Annotated in this window: 20 protein-coding genes; 15 read left to right on the top strand and 5 right to left on the bottom strand. The window is 73.6% G+C overall.

The features are described from left to right. Positions 1–29 precede the first annotated feature (29 nt). The 3 genes from IE99_RS0117190 (at position 30) to IE99_RS0117180 (ending at position 3262) form a co-directional block, all read left to right on the top strand. Complete coding sequence (locus IE99_RS0117190; RefSeq protein ID WP_157610353.1) at positions 30–962, top strand: sulfotransferase family protein; 933 nt, start codon at positions 30–32, stop codon at positions 960–962. Between the two features lie 144 nt (positions 963–1106). After that, positions 1107–1676: a TerD family protein gene (locus IE99_RS0117185; protein ID WP_030171318.1), complete on the top strand. Its 570-nt coding sequence runs from the start codon at positions 1107–1109 to the stop codon at positions 1674–1676. A 5-nt stretch (positions 1677–1681) separates the two neighbouring features. After that, entirely contained in the window at positions 1682–3262 is a 1581-nt protein-coding gene (locus IE99_RS0117180) for a TerD family protein (protein WP_030171316.1), read from the top strand. 39 nt (positions 3263–3301) lie between these two features. Here IE99_RS0117180 and IE99_RS0117175 read toward each other — a convergent pair whose 3' ends face one another. After that, a complete protein-coding gene (locus IE99_RS0117175; protein ID WP_030171312.1) occupies positions 3302–4102 on the bottom strand; it encodes an SAM-dependent methyltransferase in 801 nt (266 codons plus the stop codon). Positions 4103–4226: 124 nt separating this feature from the next. Between IE99_RS0117175 and IE99_RS0117170 the strand changes: the two genes are divergently transcribed. From IE99_RS0117170 to IE99_RS0117155, 4 genes are all read left to right on the top strand, one after another. Further along, positions 4227–6752 (top strand): molybdopterin-dependent oxidoreductase, encoded by a 2526-nt coding sequence (locus tag IE99_RS0117170; protein ID WP_030171306.1) that lies wholly within the window; start codon positions 4227–4229, stop codon positions 6750–6752. Next, positions 6749–7678 (top strand): FAD binding domain-containing protein, encoded by a 930-nt coding sequence (locus tag IE99_RS0117165; RefSeq protein ID WP_030171287.1) that lies wholly within the window; start codon positions 6749–6751, stop codon positions 7676–7678. Before IE99_RS0117170 ends, IE99_RS0117165 begins: the two co-directional genes overlap by 4 nt. A gap of 54 nt (positions 7679–7732) precedes the next feature. Beyond that, entirely contained in the window at positions 7733–8530 is a 798-nt protein-coding gene (locus tag IE99_RS0117160) for a maleylpyruvate isomerase family mycothiol-dependent enzyme (protein ID WP_030171280.1), read from the top strand. Positions 8531–8612: 82 nt separating this feature from the next. Then, positions 8613–9788, top strand: coding sequence for a thiolase family protein (locus IE99_RS0117155; RefSeq protein WP_030171278.1), 1176 nt, complete (start codon positions 8613–8615; stop codon positions 9786–9788). 24 nt (positions 9789–9812) lie between these two features. Here the strand turns inward: IE99_RS0117155 and IE99_RS0117150 are convergent, their stop codons facing one another. Next, positions 9813–10472: a response regulator gene (locus IE99_RS0117150; RefSeq protein WP_030171276.1), complete on the bottom strand. Its 660-nt coding sequence runs from the start codon at positions 10470–10472 to the stop codon at positions 9813–9815. Beyond that, positions 10469–11599 (bottom strand): sensor histidine kinase, encoded by a 1131-nt coding sequence (locus IE99_RS0117145; RefSeq protein ID WP_030171275.1) that lies wholly within the window; start codon positions 11597–11599, stop codon positions 10469–10471. The genes IE99_RS0117150 and IE99_RS0117145 overlap by 4 nt, the downstream gene beginning before the upstream one ends. 278 nt (positions 11600–11877) lie before the next feature. Between IE99_RS0117145 and IE99_RS0117140 the strand changes: the two genes are divergently transcribed. From IE99_RS0117140 to IE99_RS0117130, 3 genes are read left to right on the top strand one after another with little or no spacing between them, the layout of a single operon-like run. Next, positions 11878–13323: an MFS transporter gene (locus IE99_RS0117140; RefSeq protein ID WP_051712598.1), complete on the top strand. Its 1446-nt coding sequence runs from the start codon at positions 11878–11880 to the stop codon at positions 13321–13323. Continuing rightward, complete coding sequence (locus IE99_RS0117135; protein WP_030171270.1) at positions 13320–15104, top strand: ABC transporter ATP-binding protein; 1785 nt, start codon at positions 13320–13322, stop codon at positions 15102–15104. The genes IE99_RS0117140 and IE99_RS0117135 overlap by 4 nt, the downstream gene beginning before the upstream one ends. Continuing rightward, a complete protein-coding gene (locus IE99_RS0117130; protein WP_030171268.1) occupies positions 15101–16831 on the top strand; it encodes an ABC transporter ATP-binding protein in 1731 nt (576 codons plus the stop codon). Before IE99_RS0117135 ends, IE99_RS0117130 begins: the two co-directional genes overlap by 4 nt. Positions 16832–16908: 77 nt before the next feature. Here IE99_RS0117130 and ppk2 read toward each other — a convergent pair whose 3' ends face one another. Further along, positions 16909–17712 (bottom strand): polyphosphate kinase 2, encoded by an 804-nt coding sequence (gene ppk2 / locus IE99_RS0117125; RefSeq protein WP_030171265.1) that lies wholly within the window; start codon positions 17710–17712, stop codon positions 16909–16911. A 173-nt stretch (positions 17713–17885) separates the two neighbouring features. On the opposite strand from ppk2, the gene IE99_RS0117120 reads away from it, so the two are divergent. The 5 genes from IE99_RS0117120 to IE99_RS30400 all read left to right on the top strand — a co-directional run bounded on the left by IE99_RS0117120 (position 17886) and on the right by IE99_RS30400 (position 23311). Beyond that, positions 17886–19001, top strand: a complete 1116-nt coding sequence (locus IE99_RS0117120) for a glycerate kinase (protein ID WP_030171261.1) — start codon at positions 17886–17888, stop codon at positions 18999–19001. A gap of 147 nt (positions 19002–19148) precedes the next feature. Then, a complete protein-coding gene (locus tag IE99_RS30405) occupies positions 19149–20690 on the top strand; it encodes a polysaccharide deacetylase family protein (RefSeq protein ID WP_157610351.1) in 1542 nt (513 codons plus the stop codon). 59 nt (positions 20691–20749) lie between these two features. Next, the gene (locus tag IE99_RS0117105; protein WP_211258831.1) at positions 20750–21526 is read left to right on the top strand and encodes an aldo/keto reductase; all 777 of its coding nucleotides are present in this window, start codon (positions 20750–20752) and stop codon (positions 21524–21526) included. A gap of 139 nt (positions 21527–21665) precedes the next feature. Then, positions 21666–22178: a DUF4365 domain-containing protein gene (locus IE99_RS0117100; protein ID WP_030171251.1), complete on the top strand. Its 513-nt coding sequence runs from the start codon at positions 21666–21668 to the stop codon at positions 22176–22178. Next, a complete protein-coding gene (locus IE99_RS30400) occupies positions 22175–23311 on the top strand; it encodes a hypothetical protein (protein ID WP_051712595.1) in 1137 nt (378 codons plus the stop codon). Before IE99_RS0117100 ends, IE99_RS30400 begins: the two co-directional genes overlap by 4 nt. On the opposite strand, the gene drmC is transcribed toward IE99_RS30400, so the two are convergent. Next, positions 23308–23952: a DISARM system phospholipase D-like protein DrmC gene (drmC, locus tag IE99_RS0117090; RefSeq protein ID WP_051712594.1), complete on the bottom strand. Its 645-nt coding sequence runs from the start codon at positions 23950–23952 to the stop codon at positions 23308–23310. The genes IE99_RS30400 and drmC overlap by 4 nt on opposite strands. Between the last annotated feature and the right edge of the window lie 5 nt (positions 23953–23957).

Below are 23957 nucleotides of genomic sequence, written 5' to 3'. Positions count from 1 at the left end.
GCTCGGCGGTGGGCGGGAGAATGGCGGGCATGGCACTTCCCGAGGCACGGGATCCGGCCGTGAGGTCGGTCTTCCTTGTCGGCACCCTGTTCTCCGGATCGACGCTCATCGGGCGCGATATGACCACGCGCATCGAGGACGCCCACTACGTCGGGGAGCTGAACAACTTCACGCAGCTGCCCGGGTTCAGCCATCCGACGTCCGGGCGGGAATGCGGCCCCTGCTCCCTGCTCGACCGGCCGTGCGGGCACTTCACACCGGCGCTCCGGGAACGGGTGTCGTACGACGACGTGCTCGGCATGCACCGGGATCTGGCGCGGTCGCTGGGCGTCCGGGTGATCATCGACGGGAGCAAGTACGTCGCGTGGCTGCGGCGCGCCGTCGAGCAGCGGGACGCGCGTGCGGCGGACCGGACGCGGATGAGCGCCATCGTCACCGTGCGGAACCCCGTCGCCTTCGCGATCAGCCACCGGAACCGGACGGGCGAACCGCTGTGGCTGGCGGCCGGCATCTGGCGGGACACCTATGTCGACGCCCTCCGCACCCTCAACACGTACGGGCTCCCGCACATGGTGCTGCGCTACGAGGACCACATGGCGGACCCCGGGTGCTCGCTGGAGCGCCTCGCCGCGTTCCTGCACCTGCCGCTGGAGGACGCGCCCGACACGACCGGGCTGCACGACACCGGCGGGAACTGGAGCTCGTTCGTCCCCTACCTCGGCAGGGGGCAGCTCGACGCGTTCATCGAGCGGCTCGACGGGGCGGCGCGGGCGGAGGCGGAGGCGTTCGTGAAGCACGCGCGGGCCTACTGGGACGACGCGAAGCCGAGGGAGGACACGCGCTGGTACGGGAGCCTCGCGGAGGGCGAGGTCAACGCGATCCTGAGCACTCCCGGGCTGAGCGACACGGCGGGCGTCCTCGGCTACAACCTCGCCGGCATCGTGCACAGGGCGGTCCTGTAGGCGGCGCGCGGCGGATGCGGGGTGACAAGGAGGTGGGCGGGCTGCCAGGCTTTCCCTGCACCTTGTTCGCCTTCTGGTGATAAGGATGCTTTCGGCCGGCGCTCTCGGGGAGCGCGGCCCAGGGGACACGAGGAGGCGACGGCTGTGACCGTCTCGATGGTGAAGGGCCAGCGGATCTCGCTGGAGAAGCCCGGCGGCGCGCTGCGCATGGTCCGGATGGGGCTGGGCTGGGACGCGGTGAAGAAGAAGGGCTTCTTCGGCTCCCGCGAGCGCGACATCGACCTCGACGCGTCCTGCGTGCTCTTCGCCGACGGGCGCCTCGCCGACGTGGTGTACTTCGGCAAGCTGGTGAGCGACGACGGGTCGGTCCGGCACACCGGGGACAACCTGACCGGCGCGGGCGACGGCGACGACGAGTCGGTGATCGTCGACCTGGGGCGGCTGCCCGTCCACATCAGCTCGCTGGTGTTCACCGTCAGCTCGTTCAACGGGCAGACGTTCGACGAGGTCGACAACGCCTTCTGCCGGCTGGTCGACGAGATGGGCGGCGGTGAGCTGGCCCGGTACACGCTGACCGGCGGGGGCGGCCACACCGCCATGGTGATGGCGCGGCTCTACCGGCACGGCGAGGTCTGGAAGATGAACGCGATCGGCGAGCCGTGCCACGGCCGGACGTTCGAGGACATGCTCCCGACGATCGCCGGCCTGGCCTGACGGCGATGCCCGAGCTCTCGCCCGGCGCCAACGCCGCGCTGCCCGCCCGGCGGGTGACCGCCACCGTGGCGTGCGCGGCGCCCGTGGACGTCAGCGCCCTGCTGGTGGGCGCCGACCTCCGCGTGCGCTCCGACGCCGACCTGGTGTTCTTCAACGCCCCGGAGGCGCCCGGCGTGCGCTGGAGCGACGGCGGCGGCCAGCGCGTCGACCTCGATGTGGACGCCGTCCCGCCGGACGTCCAGGCGGTGCTCATCGCGGTCAGCCTGACCGGGAGCGCCGGGTTCGGGACGGTCCCGCCGCCGCGGATCCGGCTCAGCGCCGGGAGTGATCCGGTGGCGTCGTTCACTGCGGCGGGGCTGGGCGAGGAGCGGGCGATCATCGGGCTGGAGGTCTACCGGCGGGCCGGATCGTGGAAGGTGCGCGCCGTCGGGCAGGGGTACGCGGGCGGGCTCGCCGAACTGCTGGAGGCCCACGGCGTCGACGTGGACGACCCCGGGGAGGAGGCCGCCCCGCCGCCGCCGCCCGGTCCGGGTGCGGGCCAGGCGGCTGCGCGGGGCGCGCCGCCGCCGTCCTCATCGGAGGTCGGCTACCTCGAACGGTGCTGGCTGGTCTGGGAGGACGCGAGCCGGTCGCTGGCCGCGTTCCGGTCGTCCACCGAGCACGCCCTCAACGTCCGCAACGACGAGGTCGGCGGCCGGGCGCCGCGCGGCCGGTTCGACCAGCTGATGGCGGCGGCCGACCAGCGGCTGAGGGCGGACGCCGCGCAGCTGCGCGAGGAGCTGGCCCGGGTGGAGCCGCACGTCGGGGTGGAGGCGGCGCCGTTCGACGCGCCGGCCTGGCTGACGTGGCGGCCGCGCACGGACGTGGCCGAGGGCGTATTGCTGGGTTGGCTGTCCACGGCGGAGATGCCCGATCTGCGGGTGCCGCTCGTCCTGCGGATGCCGTGGCGGGGCGGGATGTGGATCTCGCGCGGCCCGCTGCCCGGCGACGCGGCCGCCTACGCCTGGTCGCTGGTGACCCGGTTCATGGCGGCGGTCCCGCCGGGCCTCGCCGGGCTGGACGTGATCGACGCGGCGGGCCTGTCGGGCGCCGGCCGGCTGAACGCGCTCGATCCGTCGGGCGGGCTGCTGGGCGGCGGCGTGGCCACCGGGCCGGCCGCGGCGGAGCGGCTGCGGCGGCTGCTCGACCTGGTCGACCTGCGCCGGATCGGCGGCGGGGACGACGCGGCGGTGCCCGGCGGCGGCCCCCCGGTGCGGCTCGTGGTGATCATGGACGCGGGCGCCGCGCTGGAGGGCGAGCAGGCGCACCAGTTGCTGCGCCTGGTGGAGGACGGGCCGCGCGTCGGCGTCCCGGTGCTGCTGGTCGAGACGGACACCCGGGCTCCCGAGTCCGTGCTCGCGGTGCGCGTCCGGCAGTCCTGCAACAGCCTGCCGTCCGGCGAGGGCTCGGTCGGCGACGGGTGGGTGGGCATCGAGTGGACGCTCACCCCGGAGGTGCTCCCGGACGGCGGCGACGGCACCCGGCCGTCGGCGCTGCTGGCGCACGTGCTCGGCACGCATGCCCGCGGCATCGCGTCCTACGACTGAGCCGGGCCGTCCGGGGCGACGCGTCCGGTGCGGGGCGGCCTATTTGACGGCGACTCCGCCGTAGACCCAGGCGCCGCCGCTCGCGGCGGCCTCCTCGGCGTCCGGATGCCACCGGTTGACCTTGACCAGGCCGGGATCGACGAGCTCGAGCCCGTTGAAGAGGCGCAGGACGCGGTCGTGGTCGCGGAAGACCATGGGCGCCGAGGCGTTGCGGTAGGCGGCCTCGATGATCTGGACCTGGTCGGCGGGCCGGTCGTCCAGGGTGCTGTGGGACAGGACGAGGTGGCTGCCGGGAGCCATCCGGTCGGTGAAGGCGGCGACGATGCCGGCGGGGTCCTCGGCGTCGGTGATGAAGTGCAGCATGGCGTTGAAGATGACGCCGACCGGACGGTCGAAGTCGATGAGGCGGGCGACGGCGTCGGAGGCGAGCACGGTCCCGGGGTCGCGCATGTCGGCCTGGACGGCGGCGGTCCGCTGGTCGGAGGCCAGCAGGGCGCGGGCGTGCACGATGACCACGGGGTCGATGTCGACGTAGACGACGCGCGCGTCCGGGTGGTGGCGCTGGGCGATCTCGTGGACGTTGCCCTGGTTGGGGAGCCCGGCGCCGAGGTCGATGAACTGGTCGATGCCCTGTTCGGCGACGTGGGAGACGGCGCGGCCGAGGAAGCGGCGGTTGGCGCGCAGGGCCTCGACGCCGTCCGGGATGGACGCGATGAGGTGCTGGGCGAGCTCCCGGTCGGCGGCGAAATTGTCCTTTCCGCCGAGCACGTAGTCGTACATGCGCGCGACGTTCGGGGTGTCCGGATCGATGCCCTGGGGCACTTCGGGCTGATGCGACATCGGCGTCCTCATCTGGCGGGGATCAGGGAAATGATGGTAGTCGGCAAGATCATGCCAATGCGATGATTTGTACGGATTCCTGTGCCACGATGGGGCGATCATCGGCCGGGCGCATGGAGCGCGTATGGAATTCAGCGTCAACGGCAAGGTCGTCGACGTCGATGTCGAAACGACGGACACCGCGGCGGAACTGCTGCGGGAGCGCATGGGCCTGACCGGGACGAAGGTCGCGTGCGGCACCGGCGTGTGCGGGGCCTGCACCGTCCAGGTGGACGGGCGGACGGCGGCGGGCTGCCTGCTGCCCGCCGGGAGCCTGGCGGGACGCGAGGTCACGACCGTCGAGGGGCTCGGCGGCGACCATCCGGTGCAGCGGGCCTTCGCCGCGCACGACGCGCTGCAGTGCGGCTACTGCACGCCGGGCTTCGTGGTGGAGGCGGCGGCGTTCACGGACCGGTGGCGGGCCGAGCACGGCACGGCCGCGCCGTCCCGGGAGGAGATCGCGGAAGCGCTGTCGGGCCACCTGTGCCGCTGCGGGGCGTACGCGGGGATCTACGCGGCGGTGGCGGCGGCGTGCGCGGGGGAGCACGACGACCCCGAGGCGGCGGCACCCGCGCGCGTGGAGGCCGTCAGCAAGATCACCGGGGCGGCCCGGTACACCACGGACGTCGTCCTGGACGGCATGCTCGAAGGCGTGATCGTGCGGTCGCCGCACCCGCACGCGAAGGTCGGGGAGATCCGGTGCGACGGCCCCCTGGCGGAGCTGCTGCCGCCGGACCGCGTCGTCCGGTACGCGGGCCAGCCGGTGGCGGCGGTCGCGGCGCCCACCCGGGCCGAGGCGCTCGCGCTGGCGGCGCGGGTCGAGGTCGAGTACGCGGTGCTGCCCACGGTGCTGTCGTCGGACGACGAGACCGTCGTCTTCCCCACCAAGGAGATCCGCGAGACGGCGCCCCGCGCCAACGAGGGACCGCTCGCGAAGGCCGAATGGAACGGCAACGTCCGGGGCCCCGCCGCGATGAGCTGGCGCGCCCGGACCGCCGCGAAACGGATCGAAAGGGCGCGGAAGAACGGCGACCGGAATCTCGTCGAGGCCACCTATACGACGGGAGTGCAGGCCCACACCTGCATGGAGCCCCATTCCTGCGTCGCCCGCTGGAACGGCGGTGAACTGCGTCTGCACCTGTCCACCCAGGCGATGACCCGTGTCGCGGAACAGGCCGCGGAACGCTGGGGTCTCGGGCCGGGCCAGGTCCACATCGTGGCCGAGCACGTCGGCGGCGGTTTCGGCTCGAAGGTGAACGTCACCACCGATGTCGTCGCCGCGGTCGAGCTGGCCCGCCTGCACGAGGCGCCGGTCCGGGTCGTCCTCAGCCGGGCCGAGGAGATCGTGGACGGCGGCACCCGCCCCGGCACCCGCATCGACCTCGCCGTGCTCACCGGCGAGGACGGTGGGCTGGCCGCCTTCACCATGGACGCCCACGGTGACTCCGGCGTCTCCATCGGCTCCAACGCCGCCTGGCATTCGCGGTTCTTCTACGGCAACGCGCCCCGCCGGATCCGCGACTACGACCACATCACCAACCGCGCCCCCGGAATCCCGTTCCGCGGCCCCGGCCTGCCGCCGATGCTGTGGGCGCTGGAGCAGGCCGTGGACGAGACGGCGCTGCGCCGCGGCGAGGACCCCATCGCCCTGCGCCGCCGCTGGGACGGCAACCCCAAGCGCCGCGCCCTGTACGACCGGGTGTCCGAACTGCCCCTGTGGCGCGACCGGACGGACCCGGGCGTCGGACGCGTCCGACGCGGTGTGGGCGTCGCGGCGGCCAACTACATGTACTTCCTCGACCCCGGCACCAAGGTGTCGCTCACGGTCGAGCAGGGCACCGTCGTCGCCCGCATCGCCGCCTCGGACATCGGCACCGGCAGCCGCTCCGTGATCGCCGGCGTGGTCCGGTCGGCGCTCGACCTGGCGCCCGGACAGGTCCGCGTCGAACTCGGCCGCAGCGAGCACGCCTACGGGCCGTCCGCCGCGAGCAGCTGCTCCACCGCGTCCATCGCCCCGGCCGCCCAGGACGCGGCGCGCCGCCTGCGCAAGGCCCTGCGCGGCCACTCCCTCGCCGAGGCCGAAGGTCTCGAGGTCGTCGGCCGTCGGCCCCGCGACCGCCGCGGCTACGTCACCCCGTTCGCCCTCGACCATTTCGCCATCGGACGGGGCTTCTCGGGCGCCGTCGTCGTCACGGAGGTCGAGGTGGACACCCTCCTCGGCCGCGTCAGGCCGACCCGCGTCTGGTGCGGCATCGCCGCCGGTCACATCTACTCGCCCCGGCTGGCCCGCAGCCAGTGCGAGGGCGGCGTCATCCAGGGCATCGGCTACGCCCTGTTCGAGCAGCGCCAGGAGGACCCGGCGACCGCCACCGTCCTCACCGCGAACCTGGAGGACTACCGCATCCCCGGCATCGCGGACACCCCGGAGATCGACGTGCACTTCCACACCGAGGGCTGGGACCACGTGCCCGGACGCGGCGTCGGCATCGGTGAGATCTCCACCATGGCCGTCGCCGCCTCGATCGGCAACGCCGTCCGGCACGCCACCGGCCACCGCTTCCACGACCTGCCCATCCGGCCCGACCGGCTGCTGGAAGGGATCGCCGAATGACCGCCATCGAAGCCGCCCTGGAAGCCGCCGCCGAGGCCGTCCGCGCCACCGGCGGCGAACTGCGCGCGGGCGGAACCGACGTCATGACGCGCCCGGCCCGTCCCCTGGTGGACCTGCCCGCCGGCGCCGACCTGCACGGCATCACCTGGCGACCGGACGGCTCGGTCCGCGTCGGCGCCCTCACCACGATCACCGACCTGCTCGCGGACGCGCGCCTCACCGCGTCCTACCCGGCCCTCGCGGCCACGGCCGCCGCCATCGCCACCCCGCAGATCCGCAACGTCGCCACCGTCGGCGGCAACCTCCTTCAGCGCAACCGCTGCTGGTACCTGCGCACGCCCGGCTTCGCCTGTCACCAGAACGGCGGCGACACCTGCCCCGCCCGCGACGGCGCCCACCTCTACTCCGCCGTCGTCGACCAGGGCCCCTGCGTCGCGCCGCACCCGTCCACCCTGGCCCTGGCCCTTCTCGCCTACGCCGCCACCGCCGACGTCCACGGCCGCGCCCCGCTGGAGATCGCCGACCTGTACGGCGACGACCCCACCCGTGACCACGTCCTGGACTCCGCGGAGATCCTCCGGGCCGTCCACCTTCCCCCGCCGGTGTCCGGCGAACGGACCGCCTACCGCCGCGCCACCGCCCGCGAACGCGCCGAATGGCCCCTGGTGGAGGCCACCGTCCGCCTCACCCTGGACGGCGACACCATCACCACGGCCGCCGTCGCCGCGGGCGGCATAGCCCGCACGCCGCTCCTCCTCCCCGAGGTCGCCGAGGCACTCCACGGCGGTCCCGCCACCCCCGATGCCTTCGCCGCCGCCGCCGACCGCGCGACGGCCCGCTGCACGCCCCTGCCCCGGACCGCCTACAAGGTCCCCCTGCTCCACGCCACTCTGGTGGACGCCCTCACCGCCGCCTGCACCCCCTGAGCAGCCCGCATCGTGATCGGTACGCTGGGGCTCCCCCCACAGAAGGATGATCGGATGAGCGGCGAGATGCGGGCGAGCGCCGAGGCGTTCGAGCAGACGGTCCGGTCGACGCTCGCGCTGGCGGCGACGTTCGGCGACGAGGACTGGGAGCGTCCCACCGACTGTCCGGGCTGGACGGTGAAGGACCAGCTCTCGCACCTGGTGTCGGTGGAGGCGGCCCTGCTGGGCGATCCTCAGCCGGAGGCGGAGGTGCCGGAGTTCGAGCACGTCCGCAACGACTTCGCGCGGTTCCTGGAGGCGGGCGTGCACGTGCGGCGCCCGGTGCCGGGCCCGGAGGTGGCCGCCGAGCTGGCGGACGTCCTGGAGCGCAGGCTCGCCCAGCTGCCGGGCATCGACCCGGACGAGCCGACCGTGCTGCCGAACGGCAAGGAGGGCACCTACGCCCTGTTCGTCAAGTTCCGCGCGATGGACTGCTGGACGCATGAGCAGGACGTGCGGCGCGCGGTCGGCCGCCCCGGCAATCTGGACGCGCCCGCCGCGTCCTGCTTCTGGGACCTGCTCGGGGCCGGGCTGCCGCTGGTGGTCGCGCGCCGGGCGAAGGCCGCGCCGGGGCAGTCGGTGCTGTTCCGGATCTCCGGCCCGGTCGAGCACCGGAAGGCCGTGGTGGTCGACGCCGAGGGGCGCGGCGCGTGGGGCGAGCCGGACGCTCCGACCGCCCGGCTCGACATGGACTGGGAGACCTTCGTGCGGCTCGCGGCCGGGCGGTGCGGCCCGGACGCGGCGGACGTGCGGGTCGCGGGCGACGCGGAGCTCGCCGGCAGGGTGCTGTCCGCGATGGCCCTCACGCCCTGATCGATCCGGGGGGCGGTGTGCACGGTCACCGACTCGGGACGACGGCCGCGACGGGATGAGGCACCGCGGATAGCCTCCGTCCATGAGCTACCTGTACTCCGCCGTACGCACCCCCTTCGGACGGTTCAACGGCGCCCTGGCGGGCGTCCGCCCGGACGACCTGGCGGCGGGCGTGATCGGCGCGCTGCTGGAACGGGCGCCCCGGCTGGACCCGTCCGTGATCGGCGACGTCGTCTGGGGCAACGCGAACGGGGCGGGGGAGGAGAACCGCAACGTCGGCCGGATGGCGGCGCTGCTCGCCGGGCTGCCCACGAGCGTGCCGGGCGTGACCGTGAACCGGCTGTGCGGCTCCAGCCTGGACGCGGCGATGATCGGCTCCCGGACGATCGAGACCGGTGACGCCGACGTGGTCGTGGCCGGCGGCGTCGAGTCGATGACGCGGGCGCCGTGGGTGCTGCCGAAACCGGCCAAGGGGTTCCCGCCCGGCGACCTCGCCGCGGTGTCGACCACGCTCGGCTGGCGGCTGGTGAACCCGCGCATGCCGCGCGAGTGGACGGTGTCGCTCGGCGAGGCCAACGAGCGGCTCGGGGAGAAGCACGGCGTGAGCCGCGAGCGGCAGGACGCGTTCGCGCTGCGCTCCCACCGGCTGGCCGCCGCCGCATGGGACGAGGGCTTCTACGACGATCTGGTCGTTCCCACCGGGGGACTGGCGCGCGACGAGGGCATCCGCGCGGACGCGTCTCCGGAGAAGCTGGCCGGTCTCAAGCCGAGCTTCCGCGAGGACGGCACCATCACCGCCGGGAACGCCTCGCCGCTGAGCGACGGCGCCGCCGCCCTCCTGCTCGGTTCGGCCGCCGCCGCCGACCGGATCGGCCACGACCCCCTGGCGCGGATCGCCGGACGCGGCGCGTTCGCGCTCGACCCGCACGAGTTCGGCTACGCCCCGGTCGAGGCGGCCGGCCGCGCCCTCGCGCGGGCCCGGATCGGCTGGGACGACGTCGGCGCGGTGGAGCTCAACGAGGCGTTCGCCGTCCAGTCGGTGGTGTGCGTCGACGCCTGGCGGATCGACCCTGAGATCGTCAACACCCGGGGCGGCGCGATCGCGATCGGGCACCCGCTGGGAGCCAGCGGCGCCCGCGTCCTCGGCACCCTCGCGAAGGTGCTCCGCGAGCGCCGCGAGCGCTGGGGCGTCGCCGCGATCTGCATCGGTGTCGGCCAGGGCCTGGCCGTCGTCCTGGAGAACACCGAGGCCGCCTGACGGTCGCGCGGGCGCCGCGGGTGATCAGGCGTGGCGGGGGGTGACGAGGCCCGACTCGTAGGCGAGGACCACGAGCTGCGCGCGGTCCCTGGCACGCAGCTTGGTCATGGCCCGGCTGACGTGCGTCTTCGCGGTGGTCGGGCTGATCACCATCCGGGCGGCGATCTCGTCGTTGGACAGGCCGCGGGCCACCAGCGCGGTGACCTCGCGCTCGCGGTTGGTCAGCACGTCCAGCGCGTCGGCGGCGGGCTCGGGGCCGCGGGAGACGTACTCGGCGATCAGCCGGCGCGTGATCGCGGGGGACAGCAGCGCGTCGCCGCGGGCCGCGACCCGGACGCCCTGCAGCAGGTCGGCGGGCTCGGTGTCCTTGACCATGAATCCGCAGGCGCCGGCCCGCAGCGCGTCGAACACGTACTCGTCCAGGCCGAAGTTGGTGAGGATCACGACGTGGACGTCGCTCAGCCGGGCGTCCGCGACGATCCGCCGGGTCGCCTCGATGCCGTCCAGCACGGGCATCTGGACGTCGATGAGGGCGACGTCCGGGCGGTGCTCGACGGCGAGCGCGACGCCCTGCTCGCCGTTCGCCGCCTCGGCCACCACCTCGATGTCGTCCTCGTTCTCCAGCAGGGCGCGGAACCCGGCGCGGATCAGCGCCTGGTCGTCCACGAGCAGCACGCGGATCACGACGGCTCCGCCAGCGGAAGCTCGGCGCGCACGGTGAAGCCGCCCTCGGGACGGGGTTCGGCCCGCAGCCGGCCGCCGAGCGCCGCGACCCGCTCGCGCATGCCGAGCAGACCCGTTCCGGGCACGGGCGCCATGTCTGGGTCGGCCTTGCCGTCGTCGTCGACCTGGACGACCAGTGCCCCGTTCGCATGGTCGATCCGCACCTCCGCCGTCGCCGCGCCGGCGTGCCTGGAGGTGTTGGTGAGCGCTTCCTGGACGATCCGGTACGCCGCCCGGTCCACGTCGGCGGGCAGCTCCCGCCGCGCGCCGGAGACCGTCACCGTGACCGGCAGCCCGGTCGAGCGGGCCCGCTCCACCAGGTCGCCGAGCCGGTCGAGGCCGCTGGCCGGGGCCTCGCCGGGGTCGCGCAGCACCTCCAGGGTGGCGCGCAGCTCGCGCATGGCGTCGCCGCCCGCCTCCTGGATCGCCAGCAGCGCGGACGGCACGTCCTCGCCACGGCTGCGCGCCAGGTGGACGGCGACCCCGGCTTGGACCTTGATGACCGAGATGCTGTGGGTGAGCGAGTCGTGCAGTTCCCTGGCGATGCGCAGCCGCTCCTCGCCGGCGCGGCGCAGCGCCGCCTGCTCGCGGGTGCGCTCGGCCTCGGCGGCCCGCTGCTCGGCCTCCTCCAGGTACGCCTGCCGGTGCCGGGTCACCGTCGCCGCCACGCCGGCCGCGACGAACCAGCCGGCCAGCAGCGTGCTGCTCTGGAGGTCCCGCACGGACCCGTCCAGTCGGGGCAGGTTCACGGCCAGATCGGCGCCCAGGAAGACGGCGCTCGCCAGCACGCCGACCAGCCGGTGGCCGGCCCTGACCGCGGTGAACACCGCCACCATCACGGGATAGGCGACCACCGGGCCAGGCCGGGCGTGCACGCCGACCCCGAGCATGCAGACCGTGGCGACGAGCAGCGCCGCCAGAGGCGCCCGCCGCCAGGCGACGAGAGCCAGCGATCCGGCGAGCGCGCCCGCGACGTCCAGCGCGTTCGCGCCCGGCGTGGCCGCCACGATGGCCGTCACCAGAACGGCCATCACCACGGCGAGGAGGCCGTCCTGGACGAGGGGCCGCCACCGGTCCACGTAGCTCATTCATGCAGATTAGGGCGTTTCCCGTCGTACCTCCTCCCCCGCGCGGCGGAATGCCGGACTACTCCCCCCGCAGTAGAGGCGCCGACCGTACATCCCTGGTGGCGCCTGGAGGAGTCTTCCCCCGCACGATGACCACGGCACGTCGCGAACCGCATGATCTCGGCCATGCACACGCTTCGAAACACGGACGGACTGCACCGGGCGAGGCCCATGCGCCGCCGGCCACCAGGGCGACCGGAGCAGACGGCGGTCACGAGCGCGGCGGGGCGGGCCGAGCCGTGCTGACGGCCGGGGAGCGGACCCGGGCGCGCTCGGCCGTCCGGCCCGGGACGGCGCTCACCACGGTGGCCGTCGTGCAGTTCATGGTGTCGCTCGACCTGTCGGTCGTGAACGTCGGGCTCCCGCGGATCGGCGCCGGCCTCGGCTTCGGTGCGGCGGGCCTGACCTGGGTGATCCACGCCTACGCGCTCGCCTTCGGGGGGCTGCTCCTGCTGGGCGGCAAGGCCGCCGACCGGTACGGCCGCAAACGGCTCCTGCTGCTCGGGCTAAGCCTCTTCGGCCTCGCCTCGCTCGCTGGCGGGTTCGCCCAGGAACCGGGACATCTCGTCGCGGCCCGCGCCGCCCAGGGCGTCGGGGCCGCCGTGCTGGCCCCGGCGGCGCTCGCGCTGCTGGCCGCCACGTTCCCCGCGGGTAAGGCCCGCGTCCGCGCCTACGGGGTCTGGAGCGCGACGAACGCCGCCGGAGGGGCCCTGGGCGTCCTGATCGGCGGCCTGCTCACCGAGTACGCGAGCTGGCGGTGGGTGATGTTCGTGAACGTCCCGATGGCCGCGATCGCCCTGGCGCTGGCCTGGCGCGGCGTCGCCGACGGCCCGCCCGCCGCCCGCACCGGCCGCCCGGACGTGCTCGGCGCCGTCCTCGCCACGGCGGGCATGACCCTGCTGGTGTTCGGCGTCGTCCGCACCGACGAGTACGCGTGGACGTCACCCGCCACCCTGACGACCCTGACGGTCGCCGCCGCGCTGCTGGCCGCGTTCGTCCAGGTCGAGCGGACGACCCACCGCGAACCGCTGGTCCGGCTCGGGCTGTTCGCCAACCGCTCGGTCACCGGCGCGAACCTGTTCAACCTCCTGGTCGGCGCGGCGATGGCCTCGTCCTTCTACTTCGTGTCCCTTTACCTGCAGCACGTCCTCGGGACCGGGCCGGCACGGACAGGGCTCATGTTCGTGCCGTTCGCCCTGGCGATGATCGCCGGCTCCGTGCTCGCCGTGAAGCTCGGCTACCGCGTGCCCGCCCGGACGCTCCTGGTCCTCGGCGGGCTCCTGACCGCGGGCGGATTCGCCTGGCTCGGCCTGATCAGCCCGGACGGCGCCTACCTCACCGACATCCTCGGTCCCTCGCTCGTCGTCGGCACCGGCTTCGGGCTCTGCCTCGCCCCGGTCGTCTCGACCGCCACCACCGGTGTCGCGCCTGCCGAGGTCGGCACCGCGTCCGGCCTGCTCAACAGCTCCCGCCAACTCGGCGCCGCGCTCGGGCTCGCCGCCCTCGGTACCGCGGCGCAGCACCGGACCGGCGCCGTCGCCACGCCCGAGACCCTCAACGACGGCTACGCGCTCGGCCTGACGCTCGGCGCCGCGCTGCTCACCGCCGCCGCCCTCATCGCCTTCACCGTCCTGCGCCCGGCCGCCCCGGCCGCGGACCCGCACGCGCCGGCGGGACGGCGATGACCGCCACCGACATCGCCGAAACAGAGGAGCGGCCCGCGGCACCGGACGCGGGACCACGCCCGGCGGAGCTGCTGCGCCCCTACGGAGGGGGCTTCGCCGCCATCGTCGTCCTCCAGGTGATCGGTGCCGTCGCGGGCCTCGCACCGCTGCTGGCGGTCGCCGAACTGGGCCGCACCCTCCTGGCCACCGGCCCGATCGATCGCGGTCACGCCTGGGCCGCCGTGGCCGCGGGCGCGGCCGGCCTGTTCGTCCGGCTGCTCTGCACAAGTGGGTCGTCCTTCTTCGGGCACCTCCTCGACGCCCGGGTGCAGCTGTCGTTCCGCCGGCGGCTGGCCGCGCGCCTGGGGCGTGCGCCGATCGGCTGGCTCTCCCACCGCCGGACGGGCGAGCTGACGAAGGTCGTGGGGGCGGACGTGAGCGCCGTGCACCCGTTCATCGCCCACACCCCCGGCGAACTCGTCTCCGCGTTCGTCGTGCCGCTGGTGTCGCTGGCCTACCTGTTCGCCATCGACTGGCGGCTCACCCTCATCACGCTGGTGCCCGTCCTGCTGGCGGTGGCGCTCGTCCCGCTGATGATGACCCCGGCCCGGCTGCGCGAGCAGAAGCGGTTCGACGAGGCGATGGGCGGGATCTCGGACGCGGCCATCGAGTACGTCCAGGGCATCGCGGTGGTCAAGGCGTTCGGCGGGGGAGAGCGCGCCCACCGCAGGTTCGTCGCGGCGGCGGACGGCTTCGCCGACATCTTCTCCCGGATGGTGCGCGGCCTCGCCCCGCTCGGCGCGGCCATGCAGGTCGCGCTGTCGCCGCCGTTCGTCCTGCTGGCCGTGCTGACCGGCGGCACGGCACTGATCACGAACGGGTCCCTGGCCCCGACCGACCTCCTGCCGTTCCTGCTGCTCGGGCTGGGGCTGACCGCTCCGGTGGCGGCCCTCGGGCACGGCTTCGACGACATTCAGGCGGCCCGGCGCGCGGTCGGCCGGATCCGGGACGTCCTCGCCGTACGCGCGCTGCCGGAACCCGCCCACCCCGTCGTGCCGCAAGGGCACCGGGTGGAACTGCGCGACGTCCGGTTCGGCTACGAGCCCGGCCACGAGGTGCTGCGCGGAATCGACCTGGTTCTGGAGCCCGGGACCGTCACCGCGATCGTCGGGCCGTCGGGAAGCGGGAAGTCGACCCTCGTCCGGCTCCTGCCGCGCTTCTTCGACCCGACGCACGGCTCGGTCGTCCTGGGCGGCGCCGACCTGCGCGAGATCGGGACCCGCGACCTCTACCGCACGGTGTCCTTCGTCTTCCAGGACGTCCGCCTGCTGCGCGCGTCGGTCGCCGACAACATTGCGCTGGCGGCGCCGCACGCCGATCGCGACGCGATCACCAAGGCCGCGCGGCTCGCGCACATCCACGAGCGGATCCTCGAGCTGCCGCGCGGCTACGACACGGTCCTCGGCCGGGAGGCCGGCCTGTCGGGCGGTGAGGCGCAGCGGCTGTCGATCGCCCGCGCGCTGCTCACCGGCACGCCCGTCCTCGTCCTGGACGAGGCGACCGCCTTCGCCGACCCGCTCACCGAGCAGGCGGTGCGCCAGGCCCTGACGGCGGCGAAGGGCGACCGGACGATCCTGGTGATCGCCCACCGCCTGGAGACGATCGCCGACGCCGACACCGTCGTGATGCTGGCGGACGGAGCGATCGCCGAACGCGGGGCCCCCGCCGACCTGCTGGCACGGAACGGAAGATTCGCCGCGTTCTGGCGATCGATCGCGACCCGAGGAGACGAGCTCCGGTGATCCCCCTGCTGCTGCGCGTTCTCGGTCACGAGTACGCCCGTCCCGTACGCCGCACCGTGGCCCTGATGACGGCGACCGCCGTGGTCGAGGGCCTGTCCTGCGCACTGCTGGTCCCCGTGCTGCGGGAACTGTTCGGGGACAGCCCCGCGGACGCCCGCCCCTGGCTGGTCGCCTTCGGCGCCGCGGTCGCCGTCTACGCGGTGCTCCGCTACATCAGCGACCTGTCCGGGTTCCGCTCGGCGGTCTCGCTGCTGCACGGCATGTACCACCGGCTGGGCGACCACCTTGCCCGGCTGCCGATCGGCTGGTACGGGCCGGACCGCGTCGGGGAGGTGTCGGTCCTGGCCGGCCAGGGCGTCCTCCAAGCCCTCAGTGTGATCGCGCACCTGCTGGCGCCGTCGGTCTCCGCCGTCGCGACGCCCCTGACGATCGTCGCCGTGATGCTCGCCTTCAACTGGCAGATGGGCCTCGCCGCGCTGATCGCCGTCCCGGCCGTGGCCGCGATCCAGATCTGGACGGGACGCCTGATGGCCGCGTCCGACACCGAACCGGGCGAACGCGACCGCGAGGCGACCGGCCGCGTCATCGAGTACCTCCAGGCCCAGCCGGTCCTGCGCGCAGGCGGCCGGACCGCCGAACGCTTCGACCTGCTCGACGACGCGCTGCGGGACGTCGAGCGCGCGTCCCGCCGTACCGTGCTCGCGGCGGTGCCCGGCGCGCTGGGCCTGGCACTCGCGGTGCAGACCGCGTTCACCGGCCTGCTGATCCTGGGTGCCCACCTCGCGCTCGGCGGCGGCATCGGCGCGGCCGAACTCCTGGCGACCCTGGTGCTGGCCGCCCGCTGCGCCGATCCGCTGCTCTCCCTTTCCGAGATCGGCGGCCGGCTGCGCAGCACCCGCTCCGAACTGGCCAGGCTCGACGCCCTCCTGCGCACCGAGCCGCTCCCGGAACCCGCCGACCCCGTCCGGCCGCGCCACCACGGCCTGGAGTTCGACTCCGTCGCCTTCCGCCACGGCGACCGCACGGTGATCGACGGCCTGTCGTTTTCGTTGCCCGAGGGACGGCGGCTCGCGATCGTCGGACCGTCCGGCGCGGGCAAGAGCACGCTGCTCCAACTGCTCGCCCGCTTCCACGACGTGGACGAAGGCGCGGTGCGCATAGGAGGCGTGGACGTACGCGATATGAGCACGGAAGACCTGATGGCCCGGATCGCGATCGTCTTCCAGGACGTCTACCTCTTCGACGACACGATCGAGGAGAACGTCCGCCTGGGCCGCCCCGGCGCCACCCCGGCCGAGGTCCGCGCGGCGGCGACCGCGGCGGGACTGGACGAGGTGATCGAGCGGCTGCCCACCGGATGGGCGACCGAGGTCGGCGAGGGCGGCGCAGCGCTGTCGGGCGGCGAACGCCAGCGCGTCTCGATCGCCCGCGCCCTGATGAAGGACGCCCCCATCGTCCTGCTGGACGAGGTCACCTCCGCCCTCGACCCGTTGAACGAGGCCGCCGTGCACAACGGCATCGAGCGCCTGATGGCGGGCCGCACGGTGGTGGTCGTGACGCACCGCCTGGGGACGACCCGGCACGCCGACCGCATCATCTACCTGGACCGAGGCCGGATCCTGGAACAGGGCAACCACGACGAACTACTGCGGCACGCCGGCCGCTACGCCGATTACTGGAACGTCTCCCTCACAGGCGCGTCGGCCGCCGAAACCCCGAGGCCGTGACGAACGAGGCGATCCGGGCGGGGGTGGCCGCCCGGACGGTGCGACGGTCCCTCGGTCTCAGCGTGTGGTTCTCCGCTTCATCGGGTCAAGGTCGCGGAATGGTCGGGGACGTAGGACTGCATGTCGCGCGGCGACCGCTCATACCCCTTGGACGGCGGGCGCTCGGGCAGCCGGAGCGGCTCGCGGTGGACGGGCCGGTACGGGATCGTCGAGAGCAGATGGGCGATCATGTTGATGCGGGCGCGCCGCTTGTCCTCGCTCTCCACGACGTACCACGGCGCCTCGGGCGTGTCGGTGTGGAGCATCATCGCGTCCTTCGCCTGGGAGTACTCCTCCCAGCGGGTGATGGACTCCAGGTCCATCCGGGAGAGCTTCCAGCGGCGCATGGGGTCGTCGAGGCGGCTCTGGAACCGGCGCTCCTGCTCGGCGTCGCTCACGGAGAACCAGTACTTGCGCAGCAGGATGCCGTCCTCGACCAGGAGGCGCTCGAAGATCGGGCACTGGCGGAGGAAGCGCATGTACTCGTGCTTGGTGCAAAAGCCCATGACGTGCTCGACACCGGCCCGGTTGTACCAGGAGCGGTCGAACAGCACGATCTCCCCGGCGGCGGGCAGGTGCTCGACATAGCGCTGGAAATACCACTGGGTGCGCTCGCGGTCGGTCGGCGCCGGCAGCGCGACGATGCGGGCGACGCGCGGGTTGAGGTACTCGGTGACCCGCTTGATGGTGCTGCCCTTACCGGCCGCGTCGCGTCCCTCGAACACCACGACCACGCGCGCGCCCTCGGTGCGCACCCACTCCTGTAACTCCACCAGCTGCGCCTGCAACCGGTACAGCTCCCGCTCGTAGAGCTCCCGGGGCAGTCGTTTCACCTTGCTCATCAGCGTCCAGTCTCCCCGACTCCTGTTCGGTCCGGCCTCGGGGCCGGTGGGTTCAGCCTGGCCCTCCGAAGCCCGGAAGACCAGACCCCCGCGCGCCGTGAACCGTTACAGGGATCATGGAGGCGCGGACGCCGCCGGCGCGGCGGGCCGTCCGGTCCGTGGAGGAGGGTGCGATGTCCGTGGTGGTGTGCCTCGACAAGTTCCGGGGCTCGGCGACGGCCGCCCAGGCGTGCGCGTGGCTCGCGGCGGGCATCAGGGCCGCGGGTCCGGGCGTCCCGGTCGTCGAACGTCCGCTCGCCGACGGCGGGGAGGGGACCGTCGAGGCGCTGGCCGCCGCGGGCTACTCCCTCGTCCGCGCCGACGTCATGGGTCCGGTCGCGGGCATGACCGTGTCGGCGGCGATCGCCGTCCGCGGTTCCCGGGCCGTCGTGGAGCTCGCCCAGGCGTCGGGCCTCGCCCTGATCCCCGGGGGAGCGCCCCTCACCGCCACCACCTACGGGACGGGCCAGCTCGTCCGCGCGGCGCTCGACCTCGGCTGCACGCAGATCGTCCTCGCCGTCGGCGGCAGTGCCACCACCGACGGCGGGGCCGGGCTGCTGACCGCCCTCGGCGCGAGCGTCCGGGACGCATCCGGCGCACCGCTGCCGCCGGGCGGCGGCCACCTGGCCGACGCCGCCTCGCTCGACCTGTCGGGCCTCGACCCCCGCGTGCCGTCCGTCGACGTCGTCCTGGCGAGCGACGTCGACAACCCCCTCCTCGGCCCGGACGGCGCCGCCCGGGTCTTCGGCCCCCAGAAGGGGGCCGGTCCCGCGCAGATCGAAAGGCTCGAAGCGGGCCTCGCAAGATTCGCCGACCTCATGACCGCCCGCACAGGAAAGGACCACACGGCCACCCCGGGGGCGGGTGCCGCGGGAGGCACGGGCTTCGCCGCCCTGGCCGCCCTGGCCGCCCGCCCGCAGCAGGGCTCCGCCTTCATGCTGGACGAGCTGGACCTGCCCGGCCTCCTGCGAGGCGCCGCCCTGTGCGTGGTCGGCGAAGGCCGCTTCGACGGCCAGTCCCTGCGCGGCAAGGCCCCCTGCGCCGCCGCTTCCCTGGCGAGCCGGGCGCACGTCCCCGTGACCCTGGTGGCGGGTGAGATCGCCCTCCCGGAGCCCGATCTGGCCTCCCTGGGCATCACCGCCGCCCACTCCCTCCTCGACGTGGCCGAGACCCCGAGAGCGGCCTTCGAGCGGACCGAGGCGCTGCTGCACGCGATCGGCGAGCGCATCGGATCGGACCTCACCCGCTGAGGCGGGCCGAATCCTGAGATGTCTGGACTTTCGCCCCCTCATCACCGTTCACGTCGAGAGAGATCCTTGAAGTCCTCGACGAGGACGGTGGTCTCCATGAAGCGTGTCGCCGCGATGCTCACAGCGGCCCTCCTCCCCTCTACGCTGATGGCCGCTCTCCCTGCCGGCGCGTCCGGCCCGCCGGCGGCATCCGCCCTGACGGCCGCACCGGCGGATGTGCCCACGCACGTCCCCGGAATCGCGGGCTGGCCGAACGGCAAGGGGTTCGACGTCGTCTACCGGGCATCGACCGAGAAGATCGCCTTCCGCCGCCTCGTCGACGGCGCCTGGTCCGCCCCGATCGACCTCGGAGGCCGCCTGGTCGGCGGAGCGGCGATCACCTTCGCCGGCGGAAGGCCGCACGTCTTCGGGCGCGGCACGGACGGGCAACTGTGGCAGCGCGTGCGGGTCAGCGGCACCTGGCAGGCGTGGACCAAGGTGGGCGGCCTGGTCCTGTCGTCGGCACCGGCCGCGGCCGGAAGGCCCGATGGGCGCATCGACGTGTTCGCCCGCGACGCGGCCGACCGCCTGCAGACCCGGACCTACACCCCCGGCACCGGGTGGGGCGCGTGGACGTCGCTCGGCGGAACCCTCAACAGCGCACCCGCGGTGATCATGACGGGCCCCGACAGCCTGCGGGTCGTGGCGACGCACCAGGACTCCACCGTCCGGACCCGCACTTTGTCGGGCGGCACCTGGTCCGACTGGGCCTCGCTCGGCGGACGCACCTACAGCGCACCGGCGGTGGCGGCGGACCCGGCGGCGGGCCGCACCTGGGTCGCCATCCGGGACGCCGAGACCAACCGGCTGCACCTGCGGACCCTGTCCGGCACCTGGTCCGCCTGGCAGGTCATGGGCGGACGCCACATCGACGGGCCCGCCGCCTCCTTCACCGGGGGCAAGGCCGCCGTCATCGTCCGAGGCCGGGACGGGGCCCTGTGGGCCCGGACCGTCACCGGCACCACCTGGTCGGCGGAGACGCGGGCCTGGGTGCCCGGACCCCCCTACGCCGTTCCCTCCGCGCTGCGCGGCAAGAACGTCACCCGGATCTCCACCACGGCCAAGGTCGCGGCGCTCACCTTCGACTGCGCCTGGAGCGCCGCCGGCGTCCCCTCGATCCGGGCGACCCTGCAGCGCGAGAACGTCCCGGCCACGTTCTTCCTGGTCGGCGACTTCGCGCGGATGTTCCCCGTGAACGCCAACCGGCTGACCGCGTCGGGGTTCCTCATCGGCAACCACTCCGACAACCACCCGAACTTCACCAAGATCAGTGACGTCACGGCGCGCACCGAGATCACCGGCGCCCGCACCGCGATCCTCAACGGCAACGGCGCCGAGCCGCGGCCGCTGTTCCGGTTCCCCTACGGCGCCTACACCGCGTCCGACGTCACCCTGGTCAACGGGCAGGGCTACATCCCCGTCGGATGGACCGTCGACTCGCTCGGCTGGAAGGGCACCTCCGGGGGCCAGACGGCCGCCAAGGTCGCCGCCCGGGTGCTGGCGGCCGCCAAGCCCGGCATGATCGTGCTGATGCACGTCGGCGACAACCCCGACGACGGCACCACCCTCGACGCCGACGCGCTCCCCGCGATCATCAAGGGCCTCCGCGACCGCGGCTACACCTTCACCACGCTCGACGCCCTCTACTGAACCGGCCCGAGATCACCTGGCTCCGCATGCCGGGACGGTCCAAGGGCAGAATGCCGAGTATGGCTCGCACTGTGAATCTTCCCGGTGGCACGGAACTGCCGCTGATCGGTTTCGGCACCTGGCAGCTGAGGGACACGACGGCCTACGAGACGGTGCGTGCGGCACTGGAGATCGGCTACCGGCACATCGACACCGCGACCCTGTACAAGAACGAATCGGAGGTCGGCGGCGCCGTCAAGGACAGCGGCGTCGACCGCGAGCAGATCTTCATCACCACCAAGCTGCGCCCGCAGGACGCGCGGCACGCCCGCCGCGCCCTGGAGTCGAGCCTCCGGCAGCTCGGCACCGGCTACGTGGACCTCTGGCTGATCCACTGGCCGACCGACCGGGACGCGCTCGTCCCGACATGGCAGGAGCTGCTGTCGGCCAAGGAGGCGGGACTGACCCGCAACGTCGGCGTCAGCAACTACAGCCCGGCCGAGATCGACCTGCTGACCGACGCCACCGGCCAGCGGCCGGCGGTCAACCAGATCCCGTGGAGCCCGGCGCAGCACGACCCGGCCCTGCTGGACGAGCACCGCCGCCGCGGCGTGGTCGTCGAGGGCTACAGCGGCCTCAAGAACACCGACCTGAACGACCCCGTCCTCACCGAGATCGCCCAGCGCCATGCCGTCACCCCCGCGCAGGTAGTCCTGCGCTGGCACCTGGAGCACGACATCGTGATCCTCCCCAGGTCCTCGCGCAGAGAACGCATCGCCGCCAACTTCGATCTGGACGGCTTCGCCCTCACCCCCGAAGACGTCACCGCGATAGACGCCCTGACCCGAACCGGCTGACCCCCGGGCCACGCCGGATGTCCGAAAGCGGAACCATCGGCGCGATCATCCATTCTTTGGCCGTCGTGCCGTACTACGGTAAGTGTGTTCGGACGACAGGTGGTCCGGTCGGGACCGATGAGGCTCTGGGAGGTCGGCGCTGGCACTCGACCATAACAATCACCAGGGGAAGTTCGGGGAGGCTTTCGTCCGGACGGTCGCGGCGGCGTCCGGACTTCTCGTTTCGCAACCGGATCCCGATTATGACGGCGTGGATTTCTCCTTCAAGTACCCAGGTGCCCGGGGAACGAAGTACCGGCCGCAGATCGACGTGCAGGTCAAGTCGTGGCGCGACGCGGCCGGGGCGGGGGACGCCTGGGGCTACCGGATGAAGGCCAGGCATTTCAACCAGCTGGCCGGCGCTTTCGACATCCCCCGGTTCCTGTTCCTGGTCGTGGTGCCGAGGGACGTCCGCGCCTACACTCTGGCCGATGACCGGTGCCTCAAGGTCTTCCGGGCCTGCTACTGGGCTTCTTTCAGCGGCGTCCAGCCCGCCTGGGAGACCCCTGGGGACAAGGAGCTCAAGGTCGAGGTCCCGAAGCGGAACCTGCTCACCGCCGAATCGCTGCTGGGGCTCATGACCAGGCCGACGGCGGAGCTGGAGGCATCATGACCGCCGACGACGACCTGCGCCGCACTCTTTCCGCTCTGCCTCCCGAGGACGTCCGGGCCTATCTCTCCAACAATGGCTGGGCGCCCTATGACCGGATCGGGTCGTCGCGCCTGTGGGCGGTGACCGAGGGGGAAAGCGACTTCGAGGCCGTCGTTCCGCAGGACCGGGATGCGCGGGACTACGAACTGCGCATGATCAACCTGCTCCAGACTTTGACCGAGGCGGAGAGGCGGCCGCGCGGGCAGATCCTCCGGGATCTCACGACCGTCAACGTCGACCGCAACCATCTCCGGACGCAGCCGCCGACTCCGTCGGGCAGCATTTCCGTGGCGGACGGAGCGGCGGCCTATGAAGGCGTCAGGGAACTGCTCATCGCCGGCGCGTACGCGGTGCTGAGCGAGCCCGCCGTCCGCCTTCCGAACCGCAAGCCCGCCCAGGTCGAGGACTTTCCGAAAAGGGCGCGGCTGGGGCCCGCGGAGGCGGGCAGCTACATCATCTCGATCGAGGTCCCTTTGGAGGGCGAGGACGGCGCGCTGTTCAGCGTCGCCCAGCCTTTCGGCCGGAGGGTCATGCTGCGGCTCTACGGCGCGATCCAGGCCGCGCACGCGGCGGCGAACGAGGCCCTGGAGTCGTCCGAGCTCGATCCGTTCAGCGACCGGGTCGGTGAGGGGATCTCCGCGCAGCTGTGCAGGGCGCTGGGCCGGTTCGCCGGCACGGAGCAGGAGCATCCCTTCGAGATGCGGTTCGCCTGGGCGCTGCGGACGCCGACCGGCATCGCGACGCCGCCGGTCCGGTTCGACGAGTCCATGGCCTCGGTCCTCGCCCAGGCGGGTGAGGATCTGGGTGAGGGGGAGCGGGTCGACCGTGACGCCGTGGTCGTCGGGACGGTCTGGCGGACGCAGCGGGCGCGGCCGACCGACGATGGCTGGATCATCGTCCGGGGGTCCAACACCGCGAGCCAGGACCGACGGAGGCGGCTGGTGTGGGTGCCGCTGGCGCCGCAGGATTTCAACAAGGCCCTGCAGGCCAGCCGGGACGGCCGTCCGGTCGGGATCGCCGGCACCCTGGCCCGTTCGGGCAAGCGCACGGAGTTCAAGGACGTCCGCGGCTTCTCGATCGTCGACGCGGACTAGCGCGGAACCGGTTCCAGGGGGCCGCGGCCGGGGCGCATCAGGGCGCGGAAGTGGCCGGCCATGCGCCGCACCGCGGACGGGTCGCGGACGATGGCGCCGAGCTCGATGTTGTCGCCGAGCGCGCGGTCGGTGAGGTTGGCGCTGCCGAGGAAGGCGACCCGGTCGTCCGCCGCGACGAGCTTGGCGTGCAGGGCCGCGCGGGACCCGCCGGACGCCGGGCGGTGCCGGGCGGGCCAGGTCCAGAAGGTGGCCGAGTCGCGGAGGGCGGCGAAGGCCGTGGCCGCTCCGGTCCCCCTGAGGGCTCCGCCCTCCTGGCGGGGGCTCTCCAGCACGAGGTCGATCCGGACGCCCCGCGCCGCGGCGTCCTCGAGCTCGCGGACGACCTCGCGTACGCCGAAGGCGGCGAAGCTCACCACGAGCAGGGCCGACCGGCTGTCCCTGATGATCTCGGTGACGACGGCTCCGGTGAGCCTGACCGCCGGGTGCTCGCTCAGCGGCCCGCTCACGACGACGTCGGTCTGCCGCCCGGCGTGCCGGGCGTGCAGGACGGCCCCGGTCTCCAGCGCGAGGGCGACGGCCTCGCCCGGCGGGCACGGCGCGGCCTCGCGCCACGCGCCACGCGCGCGCGAGGCGGGCGGCACGGCCG

The organism is Spirillospora albida (genome assembly GCF_000718255.1).
GTDB classification, from domain to species: domain Bacteria; phylum Actinomycetota; class Actinomycetes; order Streptosporangiales; family Streptosporangiaceae; genus Spirillospora; species Spirillospora albida.
This window is presented reverse-complemented; position numbering and strand designations above follow the sequence as displayed.